This is a genomic window from Ursidibacter sp. B-7004-1, assembly GCF_053654055.1.
The window spans coordinates 41854-59599 of the sequence record NZ_JBSIUP010000005.1 but is presented as its reverse complement, the minus strand read 5'-3'; the positions used below and the strand labels follow the sequence as shown (position 1 = coordinate 59599).

At 40.2% G+C, this 17746-nt stretch carries 17 protein-coding genes; 2 read left to right on the top strand and 15 right to left on the bottom strand.

Annotation, left to right across the window (positions count from 1 at the left end):
* Window positions 1-143: 143 nt before the first annotated feature.
* Window positions 144-3353: a carbamoyl-phosphate synthase large subunit gene (carB, locus tag ACWIW0_RS02840; RefSeq protein WP_454452122.1), complete on the top strand. Its 3210-nt coding sequence runs from the start codon at window positions 144-146 to the stop codon at window positions 3351-3353.
* Window positions 3354-3407: 54 nt separating this feature from the next.
* Here carB and ACWIW0_RS02835 read toward each other — a convergent pair whose 3' ends face one another.
* The 14 genes from ACWIW0_RS02835 to ACWIW0_RS02770 all read right to left on the bottom strand — a co-directional run bounded on the left by ACWIW0_RS02835 (window position 3408) and on the right by ACWIW0_RS02770 (window position 16417).
* Window positions 3408-4322, bottom strand: a complete 915-nt coding sequence (locus tag ACWIW0_RS02835) for an arginase (RefSeq protein ID WP_454452121.1) — start codon at window positions 4320-4322, stop codon at window positions 3408-3410.
* A gap of 85 nt (window positions 4323-4407) precedes the next feature.
* Entirely contained in the window at window positions 4408-5232 is an 825-nt protein-coding gene (mutM, locus tag ACWIW0_RS02830) for a bifunctional DNA-formamidopyrimidine glycosylase/DNA-(apurinic or apyrimidinic site) lyase (protein WP_454452120.1), read from the bottom strand.
* A gap of 61 nt (window positions 5233-5293) precedes the next feature.
* A complete protein-coding gene (gene ubiD, locus ACWIW0_RS02825; RefSeq protein ID WP_454452119.1) occupies window positions 5294-6763 on the bottom strand; it encodes a 4-hydroxy-3-polyprenylbenzoate decarboxylase in 1470 nt (489 codons plus the stop codon).
* Between the two features lie 23 nt (window positions 6764-6786).
* Window positions 6787-8163 (bottom strand): Trk system potassium transporter TrkA, encoded by a 1377-nt coding sequence (trkA, locus tag ACWIW0_RS02820; protein ID WP_454452118.1) that lies wholly within the window; start codon window positions 8161-8163, stop codon window positions 6787-6789.
* A gap of 1 nt (window position 8164) precedes the next feature.
* Complete coding sequence (gene rsmB, locus ACWIW0_RS02815) at window positions 8165-9472, bottom strand: 16S rRNA (cytosine(967)-C(5))-methyltransferase RsmB (RefSeq protein ID WP_454452117.1); 1308 nt, start codon at window positions 9470-9472, stop codon at window positions 8165-8167.
* A gap of 175 nt (window positions 9473-9647) precedes the next feature.
* Window positions 9648-10244: a cytochrome c3 family protein gene (locus tag ACWIW0_RS02810; RefSeq protein WP_157394941.1), complete on the bottom strand. Its 597-nt coding sequence runs from the start codon at window positions 10242-10244 to the stop codon at window positions 9648-9650.
* 8 nt (window positions 10245-10252) lie between these two features.
* On the bottom strand, window positions 10253-10684 hold the full coding sequence (locus ACWIW0_RS02805) for a nitrate reductase cytochrome c-type subunit (protein ID WP_157394932.1): 432 nt from the start codon (window positions 10682-10684) through the stop codon (window positions 10253-10255).
* A gap of 90 nt (window positions 10685-10774) precedes the next feature.
* Window positions 10775-11665 carry a quinol dehydrogenase ferredoxin subunit NapH gene (gene napH / locus ACWIW0_RS02800; RefSeq protein WP_454452116.1) on the bottom strand — a complete coding sequence of 297 codons (891 nt, stop codon included), beginning with the start codon at window positions 11663-11665 and terminating at the stop codon, window positions 10775-10777.
* Window positions 11665-12423 carry a ferredoxin-type protein NapG gene (gene napG / locus ACWIW0_RS02795; RefSeq protein ID WP_157394934.1) on the bottom strand — a complete coding sequence of 253 codons (759 nt, stop codon included), beginning with the start codon at window positions 12421-12423 and terminating at the stop codon, window positions 11665-11667. Before napG ends, napH begins: the two co-directional genes overlap by 1 nt.
* 79 nt (window positions 12424-12502) lie before the next feature.
* Complete coding sequence (gene napA / locus ACWIW0_RS02790; protein WP_454452115.1) at window positions 12503-14986, bottom strand: nitrate reductase catalytic subunit NapA; 2484 nt, start codon at window positions 14984-14986, stop codon at window positions 12503-12505.
* Window positions 14987-15019: 33 nt separating this feature from the next.
* Window positions 15020-15307: a chaperone NapD gene (locus ACWIW0_RS02785; protein WP_454446973.1), complete on the bottom strand. Its 288-nt coding sequence runs from the start codon at window positions 15305-15307 to the stop codon at window positions 15020-15022.
* A complete protein-coding gene (gene napF, locus ACWIW0_RS02780; RefSeq protein WP_454452114.1) occupies window positions 15304-15834 on the bottom strand; it encodes a ferredoxin-type protein NapF in 531 nt (176 codons plus the stop codon). The genes ACWIW0_RS02785 and napF overlap by 4 nt, the downstream gene beginning before the upstream one ends.
* A gap of 178 nt (window positions 15835-16012) precedes the next feature.
* Window positions 16013-16138: a type B 50S ribosomal protein L36 gene (gene ykgO, locus ACWIW0_RS02775; RefSeq protein WP_157394938.1), complete on the bottom strand. Its 126-nt coding sequence runs from the start codon at window positions 16136-16138 to the stop codon at window positions 16013-16015.
* A 9-nt stretch (window positions 16139-16147) separates the two neighbouring features.
* A complete protein-coding gene (locus ACWIW0_RS02770; RefSeq protein WP_157402298.1) occupies window positions 16148-16417 on the bottom strand; it encodes a type B 50S ribosomal protein L31 in 270 nt (89 codons plus the stop codon).
* A gap of 265 nt (window positions 16418-16682) precedes the next feature.
* Here ACWIW0_RS02770 and rpe point away from each other — a divergent pair, with 265 nt between their 5' ends.
* Window positions 16683-17357: a ribulose-phosphate 3-epimerase gene (rpe, locus tag ACWIW0_RS02765; RefSeq protein WP_454452113.1), complete on the top strand. Its 675-nt coding sequence runs from the start codon at window positions 16683-16685 to the stop codon at window positions 17355-17357.
* Between the two features lie 42 nt (window positions 17358-17399).
* Here rpe and ACWIW0_RS02760 read toward each other — a convergent pair whose 3' ends face one another.
* A complete protein-coding gene (locus ACWIW0_RS02760) occupies window positions 17400-17735 on the bottom strand; it encodes a MazG nucleotide pyrophosphohydrolase domain-containing protein (protein WP_454446970.1) in 336 nt (111 codons plus the stop codon).
* Between the last annotated feature and the right edge of the window lie 11 nt (window positions 17736-17746).

Sequence of the window (17746 nt, the reverse complement as noted above, 5' to 3'; positions counted from 1 at the left end):
ATTCCCCTCTTTAGCAAAGAGGGGATAGGGGAGATTTGGCAGATTATGAATACGATGAAGATGCCAAAACAAGAAAAATTACCTTTATTCAAGGTTTGATTAGTAACAGATAATTTATCAGATTAACCAAAGAGAACCACAAAATGCCAAAACGTACAGACATACAAACAATTTTAATTATTGGGGCAGGTCCGATTGTCATCGGGCAAGCGTGTGAATTTGACTATTCGGGAGCGCAGGCGTGTAAAGCATTGCGTGAAGAAGGTTATAAAGTGGTGTTAGTCAATTCTAACCCAGCCACAATTATGACCGATCCGAATATGGCGGACGTAACTTATATTGAGCCGATTGAGTGGCGAACTGTTGCGAAAATCATCGAAAAAGAGCGTCCAGATGCCATTTTGCCAACAATGGGCGGACAAACCGCATTAAACTGTGCATTAGATTTATCTCGTAATGGCGTATTGAAAAAATACAATGTAGAGCTAATCGGTGCAACAGAAGATGCGATTGATAAAGCGGAAGATCGTGGTCGCTTTAAAGATGCGATGACCAAAATCGGTTTAAATACCCCGAAATCCTTCGTTTGTCATAGCTTTGAAGAAGCACTAGCTGCACAAGAGCAAGTAGGCTATCCAACCTTAATCCGTCCTTCTTTCACAATGGGTGGTTCAGGTGGCGGTATTGCTTATAACCGCGATGAATTTATGGCAATTTGTGAACGTGGTTTTGAAGCCTCACCAACTCACGAATTACTAATTGAGCAATCTGTATTAGGTTGGAAAGAGTATGAAATGGAAGTGGTGCGTGATAAAACCGACAACTGCATTATCATCTGCTCTATTGAAAACTTTGACCCAATGGGCGTACATACAGGCGATTCTATTACCGTTGCTCCAGCTCAAACCTTAACAGATAAAGAGTACCAAATTATGCGTAATGCCAGCCTTGCGGTATTGCGTGAGATTGGGGTAGATACAGGCGGTTCTAACGTTCAATTTGCGATTAACCCTGCAAATGGTGAGATGATCGTCATTGAGATGAACCCTCGTGTAAGCCGTTCTTCAGCTCTTGCATCGAAAGCAACAGGTTTCCCGATTGCAAAAGTCGCGGCTAAATTAGCGGTAGGTTATACCTTAAATGAGTTGCGTAATGATATTACTGGTGGTTTAATTCCTGCCTCTTTCGAACCAACACTTGACTATGTTGTAACAAAAATTCCACGCTTTGCCTTTGAAAAATTTGCAAATGCCGATGATCGCTTGACTACGCAAATGAAATCGGTTGGCGAAGTAATGGCAATGGGGCGTACATTCCAAGAGAGCTTGCAAAAAGCCTTGCGTGGCTTAGAAACAGGTATCTGTGGTTTCAATTTACTTTCAGAAGAACCTGAAAGAATCCGTCGTGAATTAGCTAACCCAGGCCCAAATCGTATCCTTTATGTTGCTGATGCTTTCGGTGCTGGTTTCTCATTAGACGAAGTTCACCACTATTCTAAAATCGACCCTTGGTTCTTAATTCAAATTAAAGATCTTGTTGATGAAGAACTTGCTTTAGAGAAAAAACAGTTCAGCGATTTAGATTATGATGAATTACGTCGCTTAAAACGCAAAGGCTTCTCAGATAAACGCATCTCTCAATTAACCAAAGTGAGTGAGAAAACAGTGCGTGATTACCGCCGTAGCTTAAATATTCTACCTGTATATAAACGTGTCGATACTTGTGCCGCAGAGTTTGCCTCAGATACCGCATATCTCTACTCAACTTATGAAGAAGAGTGCGAATCTAACCCATCAGATCGCAAGAAAGTAATGATTTTAGGTGGCGGCCCGAACCGTATTGGACAGGGGATTGAGTTCGACTACTGCTGTGTTCACGCATCATTAGCATTGCGTGATGCAGGTTTTGAAACCATTATGGTGAACTGTAACCCTGAAACGGTTTCAACGGATTTCGATACATCAGACCGCTTATATTTTGAGCCATTAACCCTTGAAGATGTGCTTGAAATTGTGCGAGTAGAAAACCCTTGGGGTGTCATCGTACATTATGGTGGTCAAACACCATTAAAATTAGCGAATGCGTTACACGAAGCAGGTGTGAATATTATTGGAACATCAGCAGATAGTATTGATGCCGCAGAAGATCGTGAACGTTTCCAACGTATTTTAAATGACCTGAATTTAAAACAACCAGCAAACCGTACAGCTCGTAACGCATCAGAAGCAGTAGCATTAGCAAATGAAGTGGGTTATCCGCTTGTCGTTCGCCCTTCTTATGTATTGGGTGGACGAGCAATGCAGATCGTGTATAACGATGATGAACTCAACAAATATATGCGTGAAGCTGTATCTGTTTCAAATGATAGCCCGATCTTACTCGACCACTTCTTAAATAATGCAATTGAAGTTGATGTGGACTGTATTTGCGATGGCGAAAATGTTGTTATCGGTGGCATTATGCAACACGTTGAGCAAGCAGGTATTCACAGTGGCGACTCAGCTTGTTCATTACCACCATACTCATTAAGCGGTGAGATCCTCGACGAAATTCGCAGACAAACCAAAGAGATGGCATTTGCACTCAAAGTGCGTGGTTTAATGAATGTTCAATTTGCAGTGCAAAATGGTGTTATTTATGTGCTTGAAGTCAATCCACGAGCAAGCCGTACTGTGCCTTTCGTGAGTAAAGCGACAGGGCAACCACTCGCTAAAATTGCGGCTCGAGTAATGGCAGGGGAAACTTTAGCGGAACTCAATGCGTTAGAAGAGATTATTCCACACAAATATTTTGTGAAAGAAGCGGTATTCCCATTCATTAAATTCCCAGGAGTAGATACTATCTTAGGGCCTGAAATGCGTTCGACAGGGGAAGTAATGGGTGTTGGTGAAACCTTTGCCGAAGCGTTCTTTAAAGCTCAGCTTGGAGCTGGTGAACGTATTCCAAAAGTGGGTAAAGTCTTTATGTCTGTGATTGATCAAGATAAAGATACCTTACTGAAAATAGCCAAACGTTTCCAAGAACAAGGCTACGGCTTATGTGCTACTTTTGGCTCGGCTAAATTCTTGCGTGAAAATGGCATTGCGGTACAAACCATCAATAAAGTACGTGAAGGTCGCCCACATATTGTCGATGCGATAAAAAATGGTGAAATCGCTTTAGTTATAAACACTGTAAGTGGCGATCCAGAAGTCATTGCTGATAGTCACTCAATCCGCCGTACTGCGTTACAACAACGAGTACCAATTTACACCACGATTGCTGGTGCTGATGCGGTGTCAGTTGGTGTACATCATATCAATGAGTTTGATGTGTATTCTGTCCAAAATCTTCATAACGAGATCAAACAGTAGCTAACAAAGCGGTGAGATTAAGTAAAAAATTTACCAAATCTCACCGCTTAAATTCTAACGTCTTCCAATATGTTTTAATGCTTGCACGAATAAGCGATAAATCATCTCATACTGAGCCTTATCATCTGACAGAGTCGGGTTAAATTCCGTTATCTCAAATACGCTAAGGTTTGGCAAGGTTAAGAGTTGTTCTAGTAGTGTTGCTATTTCTATTTCTGTAAAACCTTCAGAAACAGGTGTTCCTGTTGCACTAATTAATCCTGCATCAAGGGCATCAACATCAAAACTGACATAGAGTAAATCAACATCAGCAAATTGCTGTTTAACTTGGGTGAGAACCTTTTCAAATCCAAGTTCTCGCATTTTCTGGGTTGAGTAATAAGGAATACTTAGCTCTTCAATAAGAGCTTGCTCTTGTGGTTCAAAGTCTCTCAAACCTAAGAAGCAAATATCTTTCGGTAAAATTCCCCGAGAAGTTGGTGCAAGCTGTTTTAAATGTTGCCAATAGCTCTCTACTTCAGGTGTAAGAGTATGAATTTGTTGTGATAAATTATCTTGACGTAGCAGGGCTGCAAGGCTCATTCCGTGTATATTGCCAGATGGCGTGGTATATGGAGTGTGTAAATCAGCGTGAGCATCAATCCAAATTATACCAATTCGCTTATTGGGGTAGGCATTACATAATGCGGATAGCGTCCCTACTGCATTGGAATGATCACCTGTCATTATTACAGGAAATTCAGGCTGTTGGTAATATTGCGTTAAAGTGGGAATAAATTGTTGGAAAAAAGCGGTAAGATTATCAATATATTTTGCAGGTGGAGTAAGATGTTTACTATCCGAATGGTTTTCAAACATAGCGACTGGCTGAATAGAATGTCGTTCACATAACCATTTTACACCTTCGTGGCTACCTCGTTTGCCTGCACCAATATCAGATAAAATTTGAATGATGTTGATTGTTTGCATACTGTTTCTCCATAATATTGCGTGAATACTATCGAAGTTACATAAACAATCAATAGCTTTTAACAAAAAATTAACATTAAAAGAGTTATTTTGGTAATTTTTGGCATTTAGGACAGTAAAAACTGTTTCTTTGCCCGATAATTTGGGCTTCGATCAAACTACCGCAGTCATTACATTCTTGCCCTTTTCGCCCATAAACTTGCAACACCTGTGCAAAATAGCCAGGTTTGCCATCAGGTTGAATAAAGTCCTTGAGCGTTGTACCACCTTGTAATATTGCTTTAGAAAGCACCTCTTTAATAACGGCAACCAATCGCTCACACTGTTTTAGGCTTAAATTTTGTGTAGCAAGGTTTGGGTGAATACCCGCTTGGAAAAGCGATTCACAAGCGTAAATATTTCCAACCCCTACAACCACCGCATTATTCATAATGAAGTTTTTTACGGCAACGGTTTTATTACGACTTTGTTGATAAAGATAGCTGCCTGTAAATTGCTCTGAAAGTGGTTCAGGGCCTAGTTTGGCTAATAGCTCTGCATTTTCAGCATTTTCAACCCAAAGCCACGCTCCAAATTTACGCGGATCGTTATAGCGTAAAATAGTACCGTCTGTAGTAACTAAATCAATATGATCGTGTTTACCAAGCTCTTTTTCAGTCTGTTTAGTTAGAATCCCCAGTGAACCAGACATTCCAAGATGAATTAAAATATCACCTTGATTAGTATGAATAATAAGATATTTTGCTCGGCGATAAATCGCTAGAATTTTTGCACCAGCCATTTGATGTAATTTATCACTGACAAGCCAGCGTAGTTGCTTTTGACGAATAATAATTTGCTCAATAGTTTTTCCAACTAAGTAAGGGGAAACACCACGCACGCTTGTTTCAACTTCGGGTAACTCAGGCATTTTTTCTCCACATAAGCGGTAAAATCTTCACATTTTTTTGCAAAATAGATATGTTGTTAGGCTATTCCTCGATTCCTAACTCATTCCAAATTTCATCAATACGCTTAACCACATTTGGGTCTTTTTCAATTGGTGTACCCCATTCTCTTTGGGTTTCTCCCGTCCATTTATTTGTCGCATCTATCCCCATTTTTGAGCCTAGTCCTGCAATAGGGGAGGCAAAGTCCAGATAATCAATCGGGGTGTTTTCGATAAGCGTTGTATCACGAGCAGGGTCGCAACGAGTTGTAATAGCCCAAATGACATCTTTCCAATCTCGTGCATTAACATCATCATCGCAGACGATTACAAATTTTGTGTACATAAATTGGCGTAAGAACGACCAAACCCCCATCATTACTCGTTTAGCGTGTCCTGCATATTGCTTTTTAATCGTTACCACCGCTAAACGATATGAACAGCCTTCAGGCGGTAAATAGAAGTCCACAATTTCTGGGAACTGTTTTTGCAAAATAGGAATAAACACTTCATTTAATGCTTCACCCAGTACCGCTGGCTCATCAGGTGGGCGACCTGTGTAGGTGGAATGATAGATTGCATCACGTCGCATTGTAATGTGGGTTACGGTAAATACTGGGAAATACTCTTGTTCATTATAGTAGCCAGTATGATCACCATAAGGGCCTTCTAAAGCAGTTTCTTGTAAGTCAATATAGCCTTCCAACACAATTTCCGCACTGGCTGGTACTTCCAAATCATTGCTGATAGATTTCACTACTTCGGTTTTATGTCCACGCAATAGCCCTGCAAATGCGTATTCAGAAAGGGTATCTGGAATAGGCGTAACTGCTGCCAAAATAGTCGCAGGATCTGCCCCTAATGCCACAGATACGGGGAACGGTTTATCAGGATTAGCCTCTTTCCATTCTTGAAAATCTAATGCTCCACCACGATGAGACAGCCAACGCATAATCAATTTATTCTTCGCAATTAACTGTTGGCGGTAAATACCTAAGTTAAGGCGTTTTTTATAAGGCCCTTGAGTAATCGTTAGCCCCCAAGTAACTAGAGGTGCAACATCGCCTTTCCAACAGTGCATAATCGGCAGTTTGTAGAGATCAACATCTTCTCCCGATAGCACAACCTGTTGGCAATCAGCTTTACTTAATACCTTACTTGGCATATTAAGTACTTGTTTCCATTGTGGAATTTGCCCGATTAAATCTTTAAATCCTTTTGGTGGCTCTGGTTCTTTCAAAAAGGCTAATAACTTACCTAGCTCTCGCAAAGCAACGGTGCTTTCTTGTCCCATTCCCATTGCAACACGATCTGCCGTACCAAATAAATTGCACAGAACGGGCATATCAAAGCCCTTCGGATTTTCAAATAGCAGTGCTGGTCCACCTTTACGCAAAGTGCGATCGGCTATTTCCGTCATTTCTAAATAAGGGTCAATTTCTTGAGTAATGCGTTTTAGCTCGCCTTTTTGCTCAAGTAATGACAAAAATTCACGCAGATTTTTATATTTCACCGTTTTATCCCTTTTATTATGCACTACAGGAAAAATGTGCTGATCTGAAAGAGTTTCTCGATATCATTCACTTGCTTTTTATCGTTAATTAATAAAATAACACGATCATTTTCTTCAATCATTGTTGATTTATGAGCAATAATAACTAAGCCGTTGCGGACGATTGCACCAATAATGGCTCCTTGTGGTAATTTTATTTCCCCGACTGTCCGCCCCACGACTTTTGATGTCGAATAATCGCCGTGAGCAATCACTTCAATTCCTTCAACAAGTCCTTGTTTAAAAGAAGCAACTTTAACAATATCGCTTTTACGAACGTGGCTTGATAATGCAGAGATGGTTGCTTGCTGTGGCGATAAAGCAATATCAATAGTCCCACCCTGAATGAGGTGTAAATATGCCATTTTTTGCACCAAAACAATTGCTTTCTTAGCCCCTAAACGTTTTGCCAATAATGATGACATTATATTGGCTTCATCATCGCTAGTCAGGGCAAGAAAAAGATCTACATTCTCAATATGTTCTTCAAATAATAATTCTTGATCTGAAGCATCACCACAAAGTACTAGTGTTTTCGCTAATTTTTCGGCTAATTTGGTCGCTTTTTCAGAATCTCGTTCAATAAGCTTAACGCTACATTTATCTTCTAAACTTTTTGCTAGTGCAGTCCCGATATTTCCCCCACCAATAATCATCACACGCTTATGTGGGCGTTCAAGGCGTTGTAATTCAGCCATTACCGCCTTAATGTGTGGTGTCGCACAAATAAAAAAGACTTCATCGCCCGCTTCAATAATGGTCGAACCTTGAGGCACAAAGGCTTTTTCTTGTCGAAAAATAGAGACAATACGCGTTTCAATATGGGGAAGATGATCTGTCAGTGCAGATATAGGATAGCCGACTAAAGGCCCACCGTAATAAGCTTTCACACTAACAAGGCTGACCAAATCATTTGCAAAATGTGCAATTTGTAATGCACCAGGGTAATCAATTAGACGCAAGATTTCTTGGGTAACGAGTAACTCAGGGGCAATAATATGATCTATCGGCAATACATCATTGTTAAAGAGAACATCTCGCTCACGCACATAGTCAGGATTACGAATACGAGCAATTTTAGTTGGAATATTGAACAGTGTATAAGCAATCTGACACGCAATCATATTACTTTCATCACTATTAGTTACCGCAACGAGTAGATCTGCATCGCTCGCTCCAGCTTCTCTCAATACTCTTGGTGAGGCTGCATTACCTTTTAGCACCTGTAAATCGTGCTTATCTTGTAATTTGCCAAGACGAGAGTGATCGTCATCAATGATGGTTATATCGTTATCGTCATTAACCAGATTTTCTGCAAGGGTTGCTCCAACTTGTCCAGCACCTAAAATTATGATCTTCATTCTAGTTCACTTTTTTAACTAATTTTGCATAAAAGAAGCCATCGCCCCCTTTTTCACTTGGGAAGAATTGTTTTTCAAACACTTTCTCACCACCTAAATCCATTTCAACAAGCATTGCATCTTGAGTTTGCTCTACAAAGCGTTGAATTTGTAAGCTATTTTCTTCAGGTAAGATAGAACACGTTGCGTATAGCAATACACCATTTGGTTTTAGACGTTGCCAAAGGGCTGTAAGTATTTTGGCTTGGAGATGTACAAGCTCATCAATATCGCTCTCTTTGCGTAACCATTTAATATCTGGGTGTCGGCGAATAACCCCAGTTGCTGAACAAGGTGCATCTAATAAGATACGATCAAACATCACACCATCTTCAAGCCACTGCTCTGGTTGGCTCGCATCACCACAAATAATTTCAGCGGTTTGTCCTAGTCTAGCTAAATTTTCTGCCACTCTTTTTAAACGAGCTTGCTCAATATCTAAGGCAATTACATCAGCTTTTGGAGCAAGTTCAAGAATATGAGTCGTTTTTCCACCGGGAGCGGCACAAGCATCTAATACTTTATCGCCATTACATACATCTAACAATAATGCCGCCCATTGTGCGTGAGCATCTTGTACAGTTGCCCAGCCTTTTGCAAAATTCGGTAAAGAACTCACCGCTTGTGGTTGGTTTAAATACAAGGCACAAGGCGGAATTTGCGGAGAATGAAGATATTCTGCCACACCATCTAACGCGAGAGCATAATTTTCTACACTAGAAAATTGTGAGTTCACTCGAATCCACATAGGAGGACGCTGGTTATTCGCATCAATAATTTCACGCCAATGAGGATAGGATTTTTTCAGCTTATTCACTAACCATTCAGGGTGTAAAGTTTGCCAATGCTTATCCACTTTTGCCAAAATATCTGCTTGCTCACGTAAAAAACGGCGCAATACGCCATTCACCAACGCACGAAAACTATCTAATTTTAATACCTTTGTCGCATTAACGACTTCATCAACCGCTGCGTGAGAAGGTACTCTCATATAAAGTAGTTGGTAAAGTCCAACCAATAATAAACAATGAACTAAACGAGTTTTACCTTTTAACGGTTTTTCCACTAATAACTTAATAATTGATTCTAAACGTGGCAATACTCGGCAGATACCAAATGTCATTTCTTGGATCAACGGTTGATCCTTACTACTTATCTGAGAATGTACTTCGGGTAGCAAGGCAGAAAGTGATTTACCTTGATCGAGAACCTGTAAAATGACCTGTGCAGCCACTGCACGAGAAGAGAGTTTCGTCACGTTATTTTGCATAATAAAGGGAAATTAGATGAATTTTGAATGATTTAAAAATGCTATGGATCCTAGCATAAAAGGGGAGATAAGTTAATCTAACAGGTGAAAGTATCGCATCGTAGGAGATAAGGGCAGATCAATTTATACTGCCCAAATATGATAAAAATGTATTTTTTACGTTAAATCCGACCGCTTACTTCTGCTCTGTTTGTGATTTGGGTTTAAAACCAGACTCTACATTTTTCATATGCGGTAGGTTGTGAGCGATACCTTTATGACAGTCAATACAGGTTTTCCCTTCTTTTTCCGCCATTGCGTGCATTTTTGCCGCAACATTTTTCTGTTGGGTGAAATCCATATCCGCAAAATTATGGCAGTTTCGGCACTCTTGTGAATTATTGGCTTTTAATCTTGCCCATTCACGTTCTGCCATTGCTAAGCGGTGGGTTTCAAACTTTTCTTTGGTATCTACTTTGCCTGTGTAATGAGCAAAAACTTCTTTTGCTGCTTCAATTTTTCTTGCCCATTTTGGAATAAATTCGTGTGGAACGTGGCAATCAGAACAGATGGCTTTTACACCGCTACGGTTTGAGTAGTGAGCAGATGCACGATATTCAGGCACAACATCATTCATATGGCAACTTGAGCAAAACTCTTCGGTATTGGTATGCTCAAGAGCCACATTAAATCCGCCCCAAAATAGAATTCCGCCTAAGGCTGAGACTAAAATAAGAAAGCCGATCCCAATTTTACTTGGCGAGCGAAACCACTGCCAAAAACGTTTAATCAATCCGATCATTATTTACCCCCAAAGGCTTTGGTTGGCTCAAATTGGTTTTCAATAATTGGATCGACATCTGCTTGCGGAACGTGGCATTGTAAGCAGAAATAACGACGTGGCGAAGTATCACCTGTTACATTTCCATCACGATCCATAAAGTGCGTTGGGCTGATACGAGGTGCTCCTGTTACTCGATAATTTTCCACACCGTGACAATTTAAACATTGGTTGGTATTTTTAGTTACTTGGTAGCCACGAATACTATGTGGGATCATCGGTGGTTGATTCACATAATTTAATCCAATTTTACCGTTATCTTTCGGCATATTATGAAATTCTGGGGCTATCGCTTCTACGCCTTTTTCGGCACTTGAAGGCACTTTTTCTACGTTATTTGCGAGAGCAAAACTCGACACCGCAATAAAAAATAAAGCGAGATATTTTTTCATTTTTCACTCCAATTAAGGCTTTTAATAAATCTTCCCGAATGCACTGTTTATATTCAGGGCATTGCGAAGTTTGGTTAAACCGCTAAAAACTTAAATAATTCGTTCACCTTGTTTCTCAAAACGAGAAGTGAAGGTAAATACATTTTCAGCACAGACATCAATGCAACGTCCGCAACTAATACAATCTTTCGATAACACAATTTGGCTATCTTCTGGTTTACCGTTTAGGGGTAAACGTAATACTTGTGGCTCTGGGCAGATGTGGAAACAATCCATACAGCGATCGCAACGTTTTCGATCAATAACCGCAACTCGTACGATACTTTTTGCACCTATAACGCCATAAGTTGCTCCAATCGGGCAGAGATGCCCACACCAACCGTGTTCCACAATCAATAAATCAAATAGAAAAACCGCTAATACGAGCCATAAGGTTGCACCTAGCCCATAAACAAAGACTCGCCCTAGTGCTGCAACAGGGTTGATCCATTCCCACAATAGCGTGCCAGAAATGGCACTACCGACTAAGATCATCACCAAAATACCGTAGCGTAGTTCTCTTGGTAATTTTGCTGACTGTCGAATACCTAATTTTCGCCGTAACCAAGCTGCACTGTCTGTAACTATATTAAGTGGGCAGACCCAAGCACAAAAAGCTTTACTAGCAAGTAGTGCGTAAACTGCAATAACAATCACTGCACCAAGTAGGGTTTTCCATTCAGGCAAATATCCTGTTACTAGGCTTTCTGCGGTAATGAGTGGATCGGTTAAAGGAATAAGGTCAAATAATAAACTTGAACTATAATTACCTTTTAAAATCCATACATTCCACATCGGCCCACTTAAAAACATTAAGATGATGCTTATTTGTGAAAGACGGCGAAGTAGTAAAAACCGATACGCTCGCCACCAGCCTAATTTTTCTCTTGCTTCTCGCCCTGCGTGTTTAGGGCTATTTGTTTTTACTGAAGGTTGAGCCATTATTTCACTCCTTCAGGTAAACGGGTTGGCAGAGTTAAAATCCCTTCAGGGTTGCTTTCATCTAATAATGAATGTCCTGCTTTTTCTTTCTCTTCCCAACCCAATCGATAATGTTTGCCTAACATTCCTTTGGCTAACGACATAGGCAGAATTTTGATTGCAGCTTCTTCTAATACGCAAGCCTCTTCACACTTACCACAGCCTGTACAAGCATCGGAATGTACCGTTGGGATAAATTTTGCGTGTTTTCCTGAACGATCATTACGTTGAACTTCAAGAGTAATCGCTTTATCAATCAATGGGCAAACTCGATAACAAACATCACAACGTAGCCCTTGCCAGTTCAAACAGGTTTCCTGATCAAGCAATACGGATAATCCCATTCTGGCATCATCAATATTAGTCAAATTCGGATCTAACGCCCCACTTGGACACGCTTTAACACAAGGAATATCAGGACACATTTCACAAGGTTTTTCTCGTGCGATAAAATAGGGTGTGCCTGCTTCCATTGGCGAAAGTAGTGATGCAAGGTGCAACATTTCATAAGGACAAGCCTGTACACATTGCCCACATCTTACACACGCTGCAGTAAAGTCTTTATCATCGGCTAGTGCACCGGGTGGACGCAATGCAACACCTTGTCTTGCAAGGCTTTGATTTTGTTGTAAGGCGAGAATAATCCCTACACCACACACACCACCTGCCGTCCGAGTTGCATTTTTTAAAAACTGACGCCGACTTGGATCAAGTTTCATCTTCCTGAGCCTTTCTTAACAAGCGGTTAGATTTGCAAAACTTTTTGCCAATCCCACCGCTTGTAAACCTATTTGACGACTATGCTTTTTCTACTTTAACCGCACATTTTTTGAAGTCGGTTTCTTTAGAAATTGGATCGGTCGCATCAAGGGTCAGTTTATTTGCTAGCTGACCTGCATCAAAGAAGGTTGTGTAAATGACACCTTCTGGCATTTTGTTACGTCCACGAGTATCTAAATGCGAAATCATTTCACCACGACGAGAAATAACTTTCACTTTGTCGCCGTGACGTAAACCTCGTTTTTGTGCATCAGTCGGGTGCATCCAAACTAAGTTGTTCGGGAATGAACGGTGTAACTCTGGCACTCGGCGTGTCATTGAGCCTGTGTGCCAATGTTCAAGTACACGTCCAGTCGTGAGCCATAAATCGTATTCTGCATCAGGTGCTTCTGCTGGTGGCTCATAAGGGACAGCAAGAATGATTGCTCTCTTATCTGGATAACCATAAAATGCCACACCTTCGCCTTGTTTGACGTATGGGTCATAGCCTTCACGATAACGCCATAAAGTTTCTTTACCATCAACCACAGGCCAACGTAAACCACGAGCTTGGTGATAGGTTTCAAAGGCAGCAAGATCGTGTCCGTGTCCACGCCCGAAAGAGGCATACTCTTCAAACAAACCTTTTTGTAAGTAGAAACCGAAGTGATCGGCTTCATCATTCATATAGCCAGCTTTATCTTGTGGCACTTGGAATTTATCTACTTGTCCGTTGCGATAAAGCACATCAAATAATGTTTTGCCCTTATATTCAGGGTTTGCCGCTAGTACGTCTGCTGGCCACATCTCATCTGTTGTGAAATATTTTGAAAATTCCACTAATTGCCATAAGTCAGATTTAGCTTGACCTGGTGCTTTAACTTGCTGATACCAGAATTGTGTGCGGCGTTCTGCATTACCATATCCGCCTTCTTTTTCTACCCACATTGCAGTTGGTAAAATTAAGTCTGCTGAAAGTGCTGAAACTGTTGGGTATGGATCAGAGACAACAACAAAGTTGCGTTCATCACGCCAGCCTGGCATTCGCTCTTGGTTAATATTCGGACCTGCTTGCATATTGTTATTGCACATTACCCAATAAGCATTTAACTTACCGTCTTTTAATGCTCGGTCTTGAGCAACTGCGTGTAAACCAATTTGTGTTTGCACAACACCATTTGGTAACTTCCATAATTTTTCCGTAGTTTTAACGTGTTCTGGATTGGTAACAACAAGGTCTGCTGGTAAACGGTGAATGAATGTTCCCACTTCACGAGCAGTACCACAAGCAGATGGCTGACCTGTTAATGAGAATGGTCCACAACCTGGTTTTGAAATTTTACCTGTCAGTAAGTGAATGTTATAGATTAGATGGTTTGCCCATACACCACGAACGTGTTGGTTAAAGCCCATTGTCCAATAAGAAACGATGTTCAGTTTTGGATCTGCATACATTTTGGCAAGGCTTTCTAACTGATCTTTCGGTACACCAGATAATTCGTGAGCTTTTTCTAGTGTGTATGGCTCAACAAGTTTCTTAAACTCTTCAAAACTACTGTCGTGCATTTTACCCGCAGTTTTGACATTTTTAGCGGCTTGTTCAAGTGGGTGATTTGGACGTAAACCATAGCCAATATCAGTTTCACCACGTTTGAACTTAGTATGTTTTTCGATGAAATCCGTATCAATCGCATTATTTTGAACGAGGTAATTTGCGATGTAATTTAAAATCGCTAAATCCCCTTGTGGCTTAAACACAATGCCTAAGTCGGCTAATTCAAAAGAACGATGTTCAAAAGTAGAAAGAACCGCTACACGAGCATCTTTATGCGATAAACGGCGATCAGAAATACGCGACCATAAAATTGGGTGCATTTCTGCCATATTTGAACCCCAAAGTACAAAAGCATCCGCTTTTTCGATGTCATCATAACAGCCCATTGGTTCATCCATACCGAAGGTACGCATAAATGCAACCGCAGCAGATGCCATACAGTGACGAGCATTTGGGTCAATATTGTTAGAACGTAAGCCTGCTTTAAAGAGTTTAGATTTTGCTACCCCTTCAAAAATAGTCGATTGACCAGAAGTAAACATTCCCACACCATTTGGGCCTTGCTCTTTAATCGCTTTCTTAAATTTTTCCGCCATAATGGTGAACGCTTGATCCCAAGAAACAGGGGTAAATTCCCCGTTTTTATCAAACTTACCATCTTTCATACGTAACATTGGCGATGTTAAGCGGTCCTTTCCGTACATAATTTTGGGTAGGAAATAGCCTTTGATACAGTTTAAGCCACGATTTACTTCTGCATCAGGATCGCCTTGTGATGCCACAACACGTCCGTTTTGCGTCCCGACAAGTACGCTACACCCTGTTCCACAAAAACGGCAAGGTGCTTTTTCCCATTTGATTTTGTTGTCATCGGCATAGACATTCTTGACAGGAATAGCAATTCCAGCAGCAACAGCTGCCGCAGCTGCTGCATTTGCCTTCATAAAATCTCTACGATTGAGTTCCATAATGTTCCCCACTAATAATAGGTAATCAAAAAATTAAAAATTTTCATCTTGATGGCTATAAATTAACGATACAACAATTACGCCATCAATCTCTTTGATCTGTTCCATCTGTTCAACCAATATCGGCTGAAAATCGGCTTCAATCACAACGACTAATTTGCCTTCTTCTACTTTTTCACCGTAAATTTCCGTATAAGGCATTGTTAATAAAGTATTTTTTACCGCAGTTAATTTTTCAGGACGAGCCTGAACAACTAAACTACAAACGTACCAGTTTCCGTCTGTATGGGTATGATTAAGTTTATCGGATACGTTTCTCATAAATACATAATCTGAATAGATTGTGTAGGGCAAGCAGAGAGACAAGCCCCACAACCACTACAACTTTCAAGGTTTACTGTTGGTGTCGCCACTCGCCCTAATTCCCGTTTAAAACGGATTGCTCGCATTTCGCAGTTATCTTCACAACTTCGGCATTCCACAGAAAGCTGTGTTAAACAACTGCTCTGAATTTCTACTTTATGTTGCCAAGCCATTTCAGTTATTGGGCGAAATAAATCGACTTCGCACACATTCACACAGGCTTGACAAAAACTACACTCCTTCCGCCCTAAAGAAAAATTCACTTCAGGGTAACCATCCGCCCCTTTTTGCAAAATCCCCATTTCGCAAGCGACAACGCATTGGCTACAAGCGGTACATTTCTCCGAAAATGTTGCAAGATCGACCCAAGGGGGACGAATTGCATTATGCCCTTGCTGTTTTACTTGATCTGTTTTTAACGCATTTAAAAAATGCCCGCGTAAAAAGCTACGGCGTGGTAAAGAAGTTTCGGTAAAATTCGTCAAAATAGTTGAGTAAATGAGTAAGATATTTCAGGTTTCATTCTAGCATTTTTGAAATGTTGTGAAATTGTGGACAAGGTGTTACTTACATTAACCTTGATTACAATCAAGAAAAATAGCGATAAAAACTGTAATTTTTTATCGCTATATATTTGATTTTATAAAGACTTTCCAAAATTAATTAACGTTGGCGTGCTTTAAAACGCGGATTCGTTTTGCAGATAACATAAAGTTTACCCTTACGGCGAACAACTTGGCAATCTGGATGACGAGATTTAGCTGTTTTCAGTGAATTTAAAATTTTCATTGTGTCCTCTTATTTTTTACTCGTTAAGCTCGAAATACCCTTAAAACGCTCATTAAATTTACTTGCACGCCCTTCGGTATTCGCTTCACGACGTTTGCCCGTATAAACAGGGTGTGATGCTGAAGAAGTATCTAATGGATAAAGTGGATACTCTTTGCCATCTTCCCAAACCATTGTTTTACTGGTACTCGCACAAGAACGAATAACCCAGCCTTGTTGTACACTACTGTCGTAAAACAGCACTTCACGATAATTTTCAGGGTGAATCCCTTTTTTCATATAAACTCCAATAAAACCATAAATAAAAAGTGGATTTATTTTGCCTGATATTTTTTAAAATAGCTATAATTTTTTTATGGTTTTTGTGATTTTGGGGTGAGAGTGATAATTTTGCAAATTTTTAAGAAAAAATAACCGCTTATTTATCCGCTCTAAACTGATAAAATCTACTAAATATGCGATAAAGATCGAAGTTTCTTGAGCTAAAATATGCTAGGCTAACTTTCGTTATTACACTGTTATTTGTCAATTAAGGGGATCTACAATGGCTCAACAACCATTTCTTATTGCACCTTCTATTCTTTCTGCGGATTTAGCTCGCCTAGGCGATGATGTGAATGATGTGCTGAACGCTGGTGCTGACTTAATTCATTTTGATGTAATGGATAACCATTATGTGCCGAATTTAACTTTTGGGCCTGCAATCTGCAAAGCTTTGCGTGATTACGGTATTCAATGCCCAATTGACGTACATTTAATGGTAAAACCTGTCGATAGACTGATCCCTGATTTTGCTAAAGCGGGAGCTAACATTATTACTTTCCACCCTGAAGCCAGTGAACATATCGACCGTTCATTACAGCTTATTCGAGATAATGGCTGCCAATCTGGCTTAGTGTTTAACCCTGCAACACCGCTACATTATTTAGACTATGTAATGGATAAGATTGATGTGATTTTGTTAATGTCCGTAAACCCTGGATTTGGTGGACAAGCCTTTATTCCTTCCACATTAGATAAATTACGTGAAGTTCGCCGCCGTATTGATGCAAGTGGACGTAATATTCGCCTTGAAGTTGATGGTGGAGTAAAAATCAATAATATTGCAGAAATTGCACAAGCAGGTGCAGATATGTTTGTTGCAGGTTCAGCCATTTTTGATCAGCCTGACTACAAAACAGTTATTGAACAGATGCGAAAAGAATTAAGTAAAATTTAGCTCACTTATCCCTTCATTACATAGATAATGAAGGGATATTACTTATTCTCTTGGCTTAACGTCATCAATATAACGCTTAATAAATTTTGCTTGATGTTTTTGCATTACTTCTTCGATCGAAATATCGTATTTATCCGCTAAAATAAATAGGTTATCGAACACATCGCCTAGTTCTTCAATTAGATTTTCACGCTTTTGATCTTGGTCTTGTTCAACTTGATCGGGACGTTCACGTCCAATTTCAATGGCTCGTACCGCACAAGCTACTTCCCCGACTTCTTCAGCCAAATAAGCCAAGCGTCTAAAAACATCGTGACGATACCAATTTTGTTGTTGATAGAACTCACTAACCCATTGTTGATACTCTGAAAACTGCATTTGGTTTACCT

What these genes read in the sequence shown, in the direction of transcription:
- ACWIW0_RS02835 (WP_454452121.1), bottom strand. Translation starts at nt 4,322, where the DNA reads ATGCAAACAATCAACATCATTCAAATTTTATCTGATATTGGTGCAGGC.
- ACWIW0_RS02785 (WP_454446973.1), bottom strand. Translation starts at nt 15,307, where the DNA reads ATGAGAAACGTATCCGATAAACTTAATCATACCCATACAGACGGAAAC.
- ykgO (WP_157394938.1), bottom strand. Translation starts at nt 16,138, where the DNA reads ATGAAAATTTTAAATTCACTGAAAACAGCTAAATCTCGTCATCCAGAT.
- trkA (WP_454452118.1), bottom strand. Translation starts at nt 8,163, where the DNA reads ATGAAGATCATAATTTTAGGTGCTGGACAAGTTGGAGCAACCCTTGCA.
- mutM (WP_454452120.1), bottom strand. Translation starts at nt 5,232, where the DNA reads ATGCCTGAGTTACCCGAAGTTGAAACAAGCGTGCGTGGTGTTTCCCCT.
- napA (WP_454452115.1), bottom strand. Translation starts at nt 14,986, where the DNA reads ATGGAACTCAATCGTAGAGATTTTATGAAGGCAAATGCAGCAGCTGCG.
- rpe (WP_454452113.1), top strand. Translation starts at nt 16,683, where the DNA reads ATGGCTCAACAACCATTTCTTATTGCACCTTCTATTCTTTCTGCGGAT.
- ACWIW0_RS02805 (WP_157394932.1), bottom strand. Translation starts at nt 10,684, where the DNA reads ATGAAAAAATATCTCGCTTTATTTTTTATTGCGGTGTCGAGTTTTGCT.
- rsmB (WP_454452117.1), bottom strand. Translation starts at nt 9,472, where the DNA reads ATGCAAAATAACGTGACGAAACTCTCTTCTCGTGCAGTGGCTGCACAG.
- ACWIW0_RS02770 (WP_157402298.1), bottom strand. Translation starts at nt 16,417, where the DNA reads ATGAAAAAAGGGATTCACCCTGAAAATTATCGTGAAGTGCTGTTTTAC.
- carB (WP_454452122.1), top strand. Translation starts at nt 144, where the DNA reads ATGCCAAAACGTACAGACATACAAACAATTTTAATTATTGGGGCAGGT.
- napH (WP_454452116.1), bottom strand. Translation starts at nt 11,665, where the DNA reads ATGGCTCAACCTTCAGTAAAAACAAATAGCCCTAAACACGCAGGGCGA.
- napG (WP_157394934.1), bottom strand. Translation starts at nt 12,423, where the DNA reads ATGAAACTTGATCCAAGTCGGCGTCAGTTTTTAAAAAATGCAACTCGG.
- ACWIW0_RS02760 (WP_454446970.1), bottom strand. Translation starts at nt 17,735, where the DNA reads ATGCAGTTTTCAGAGTATCAACAATGGGTTAGTGAGTTCTATCAACAA.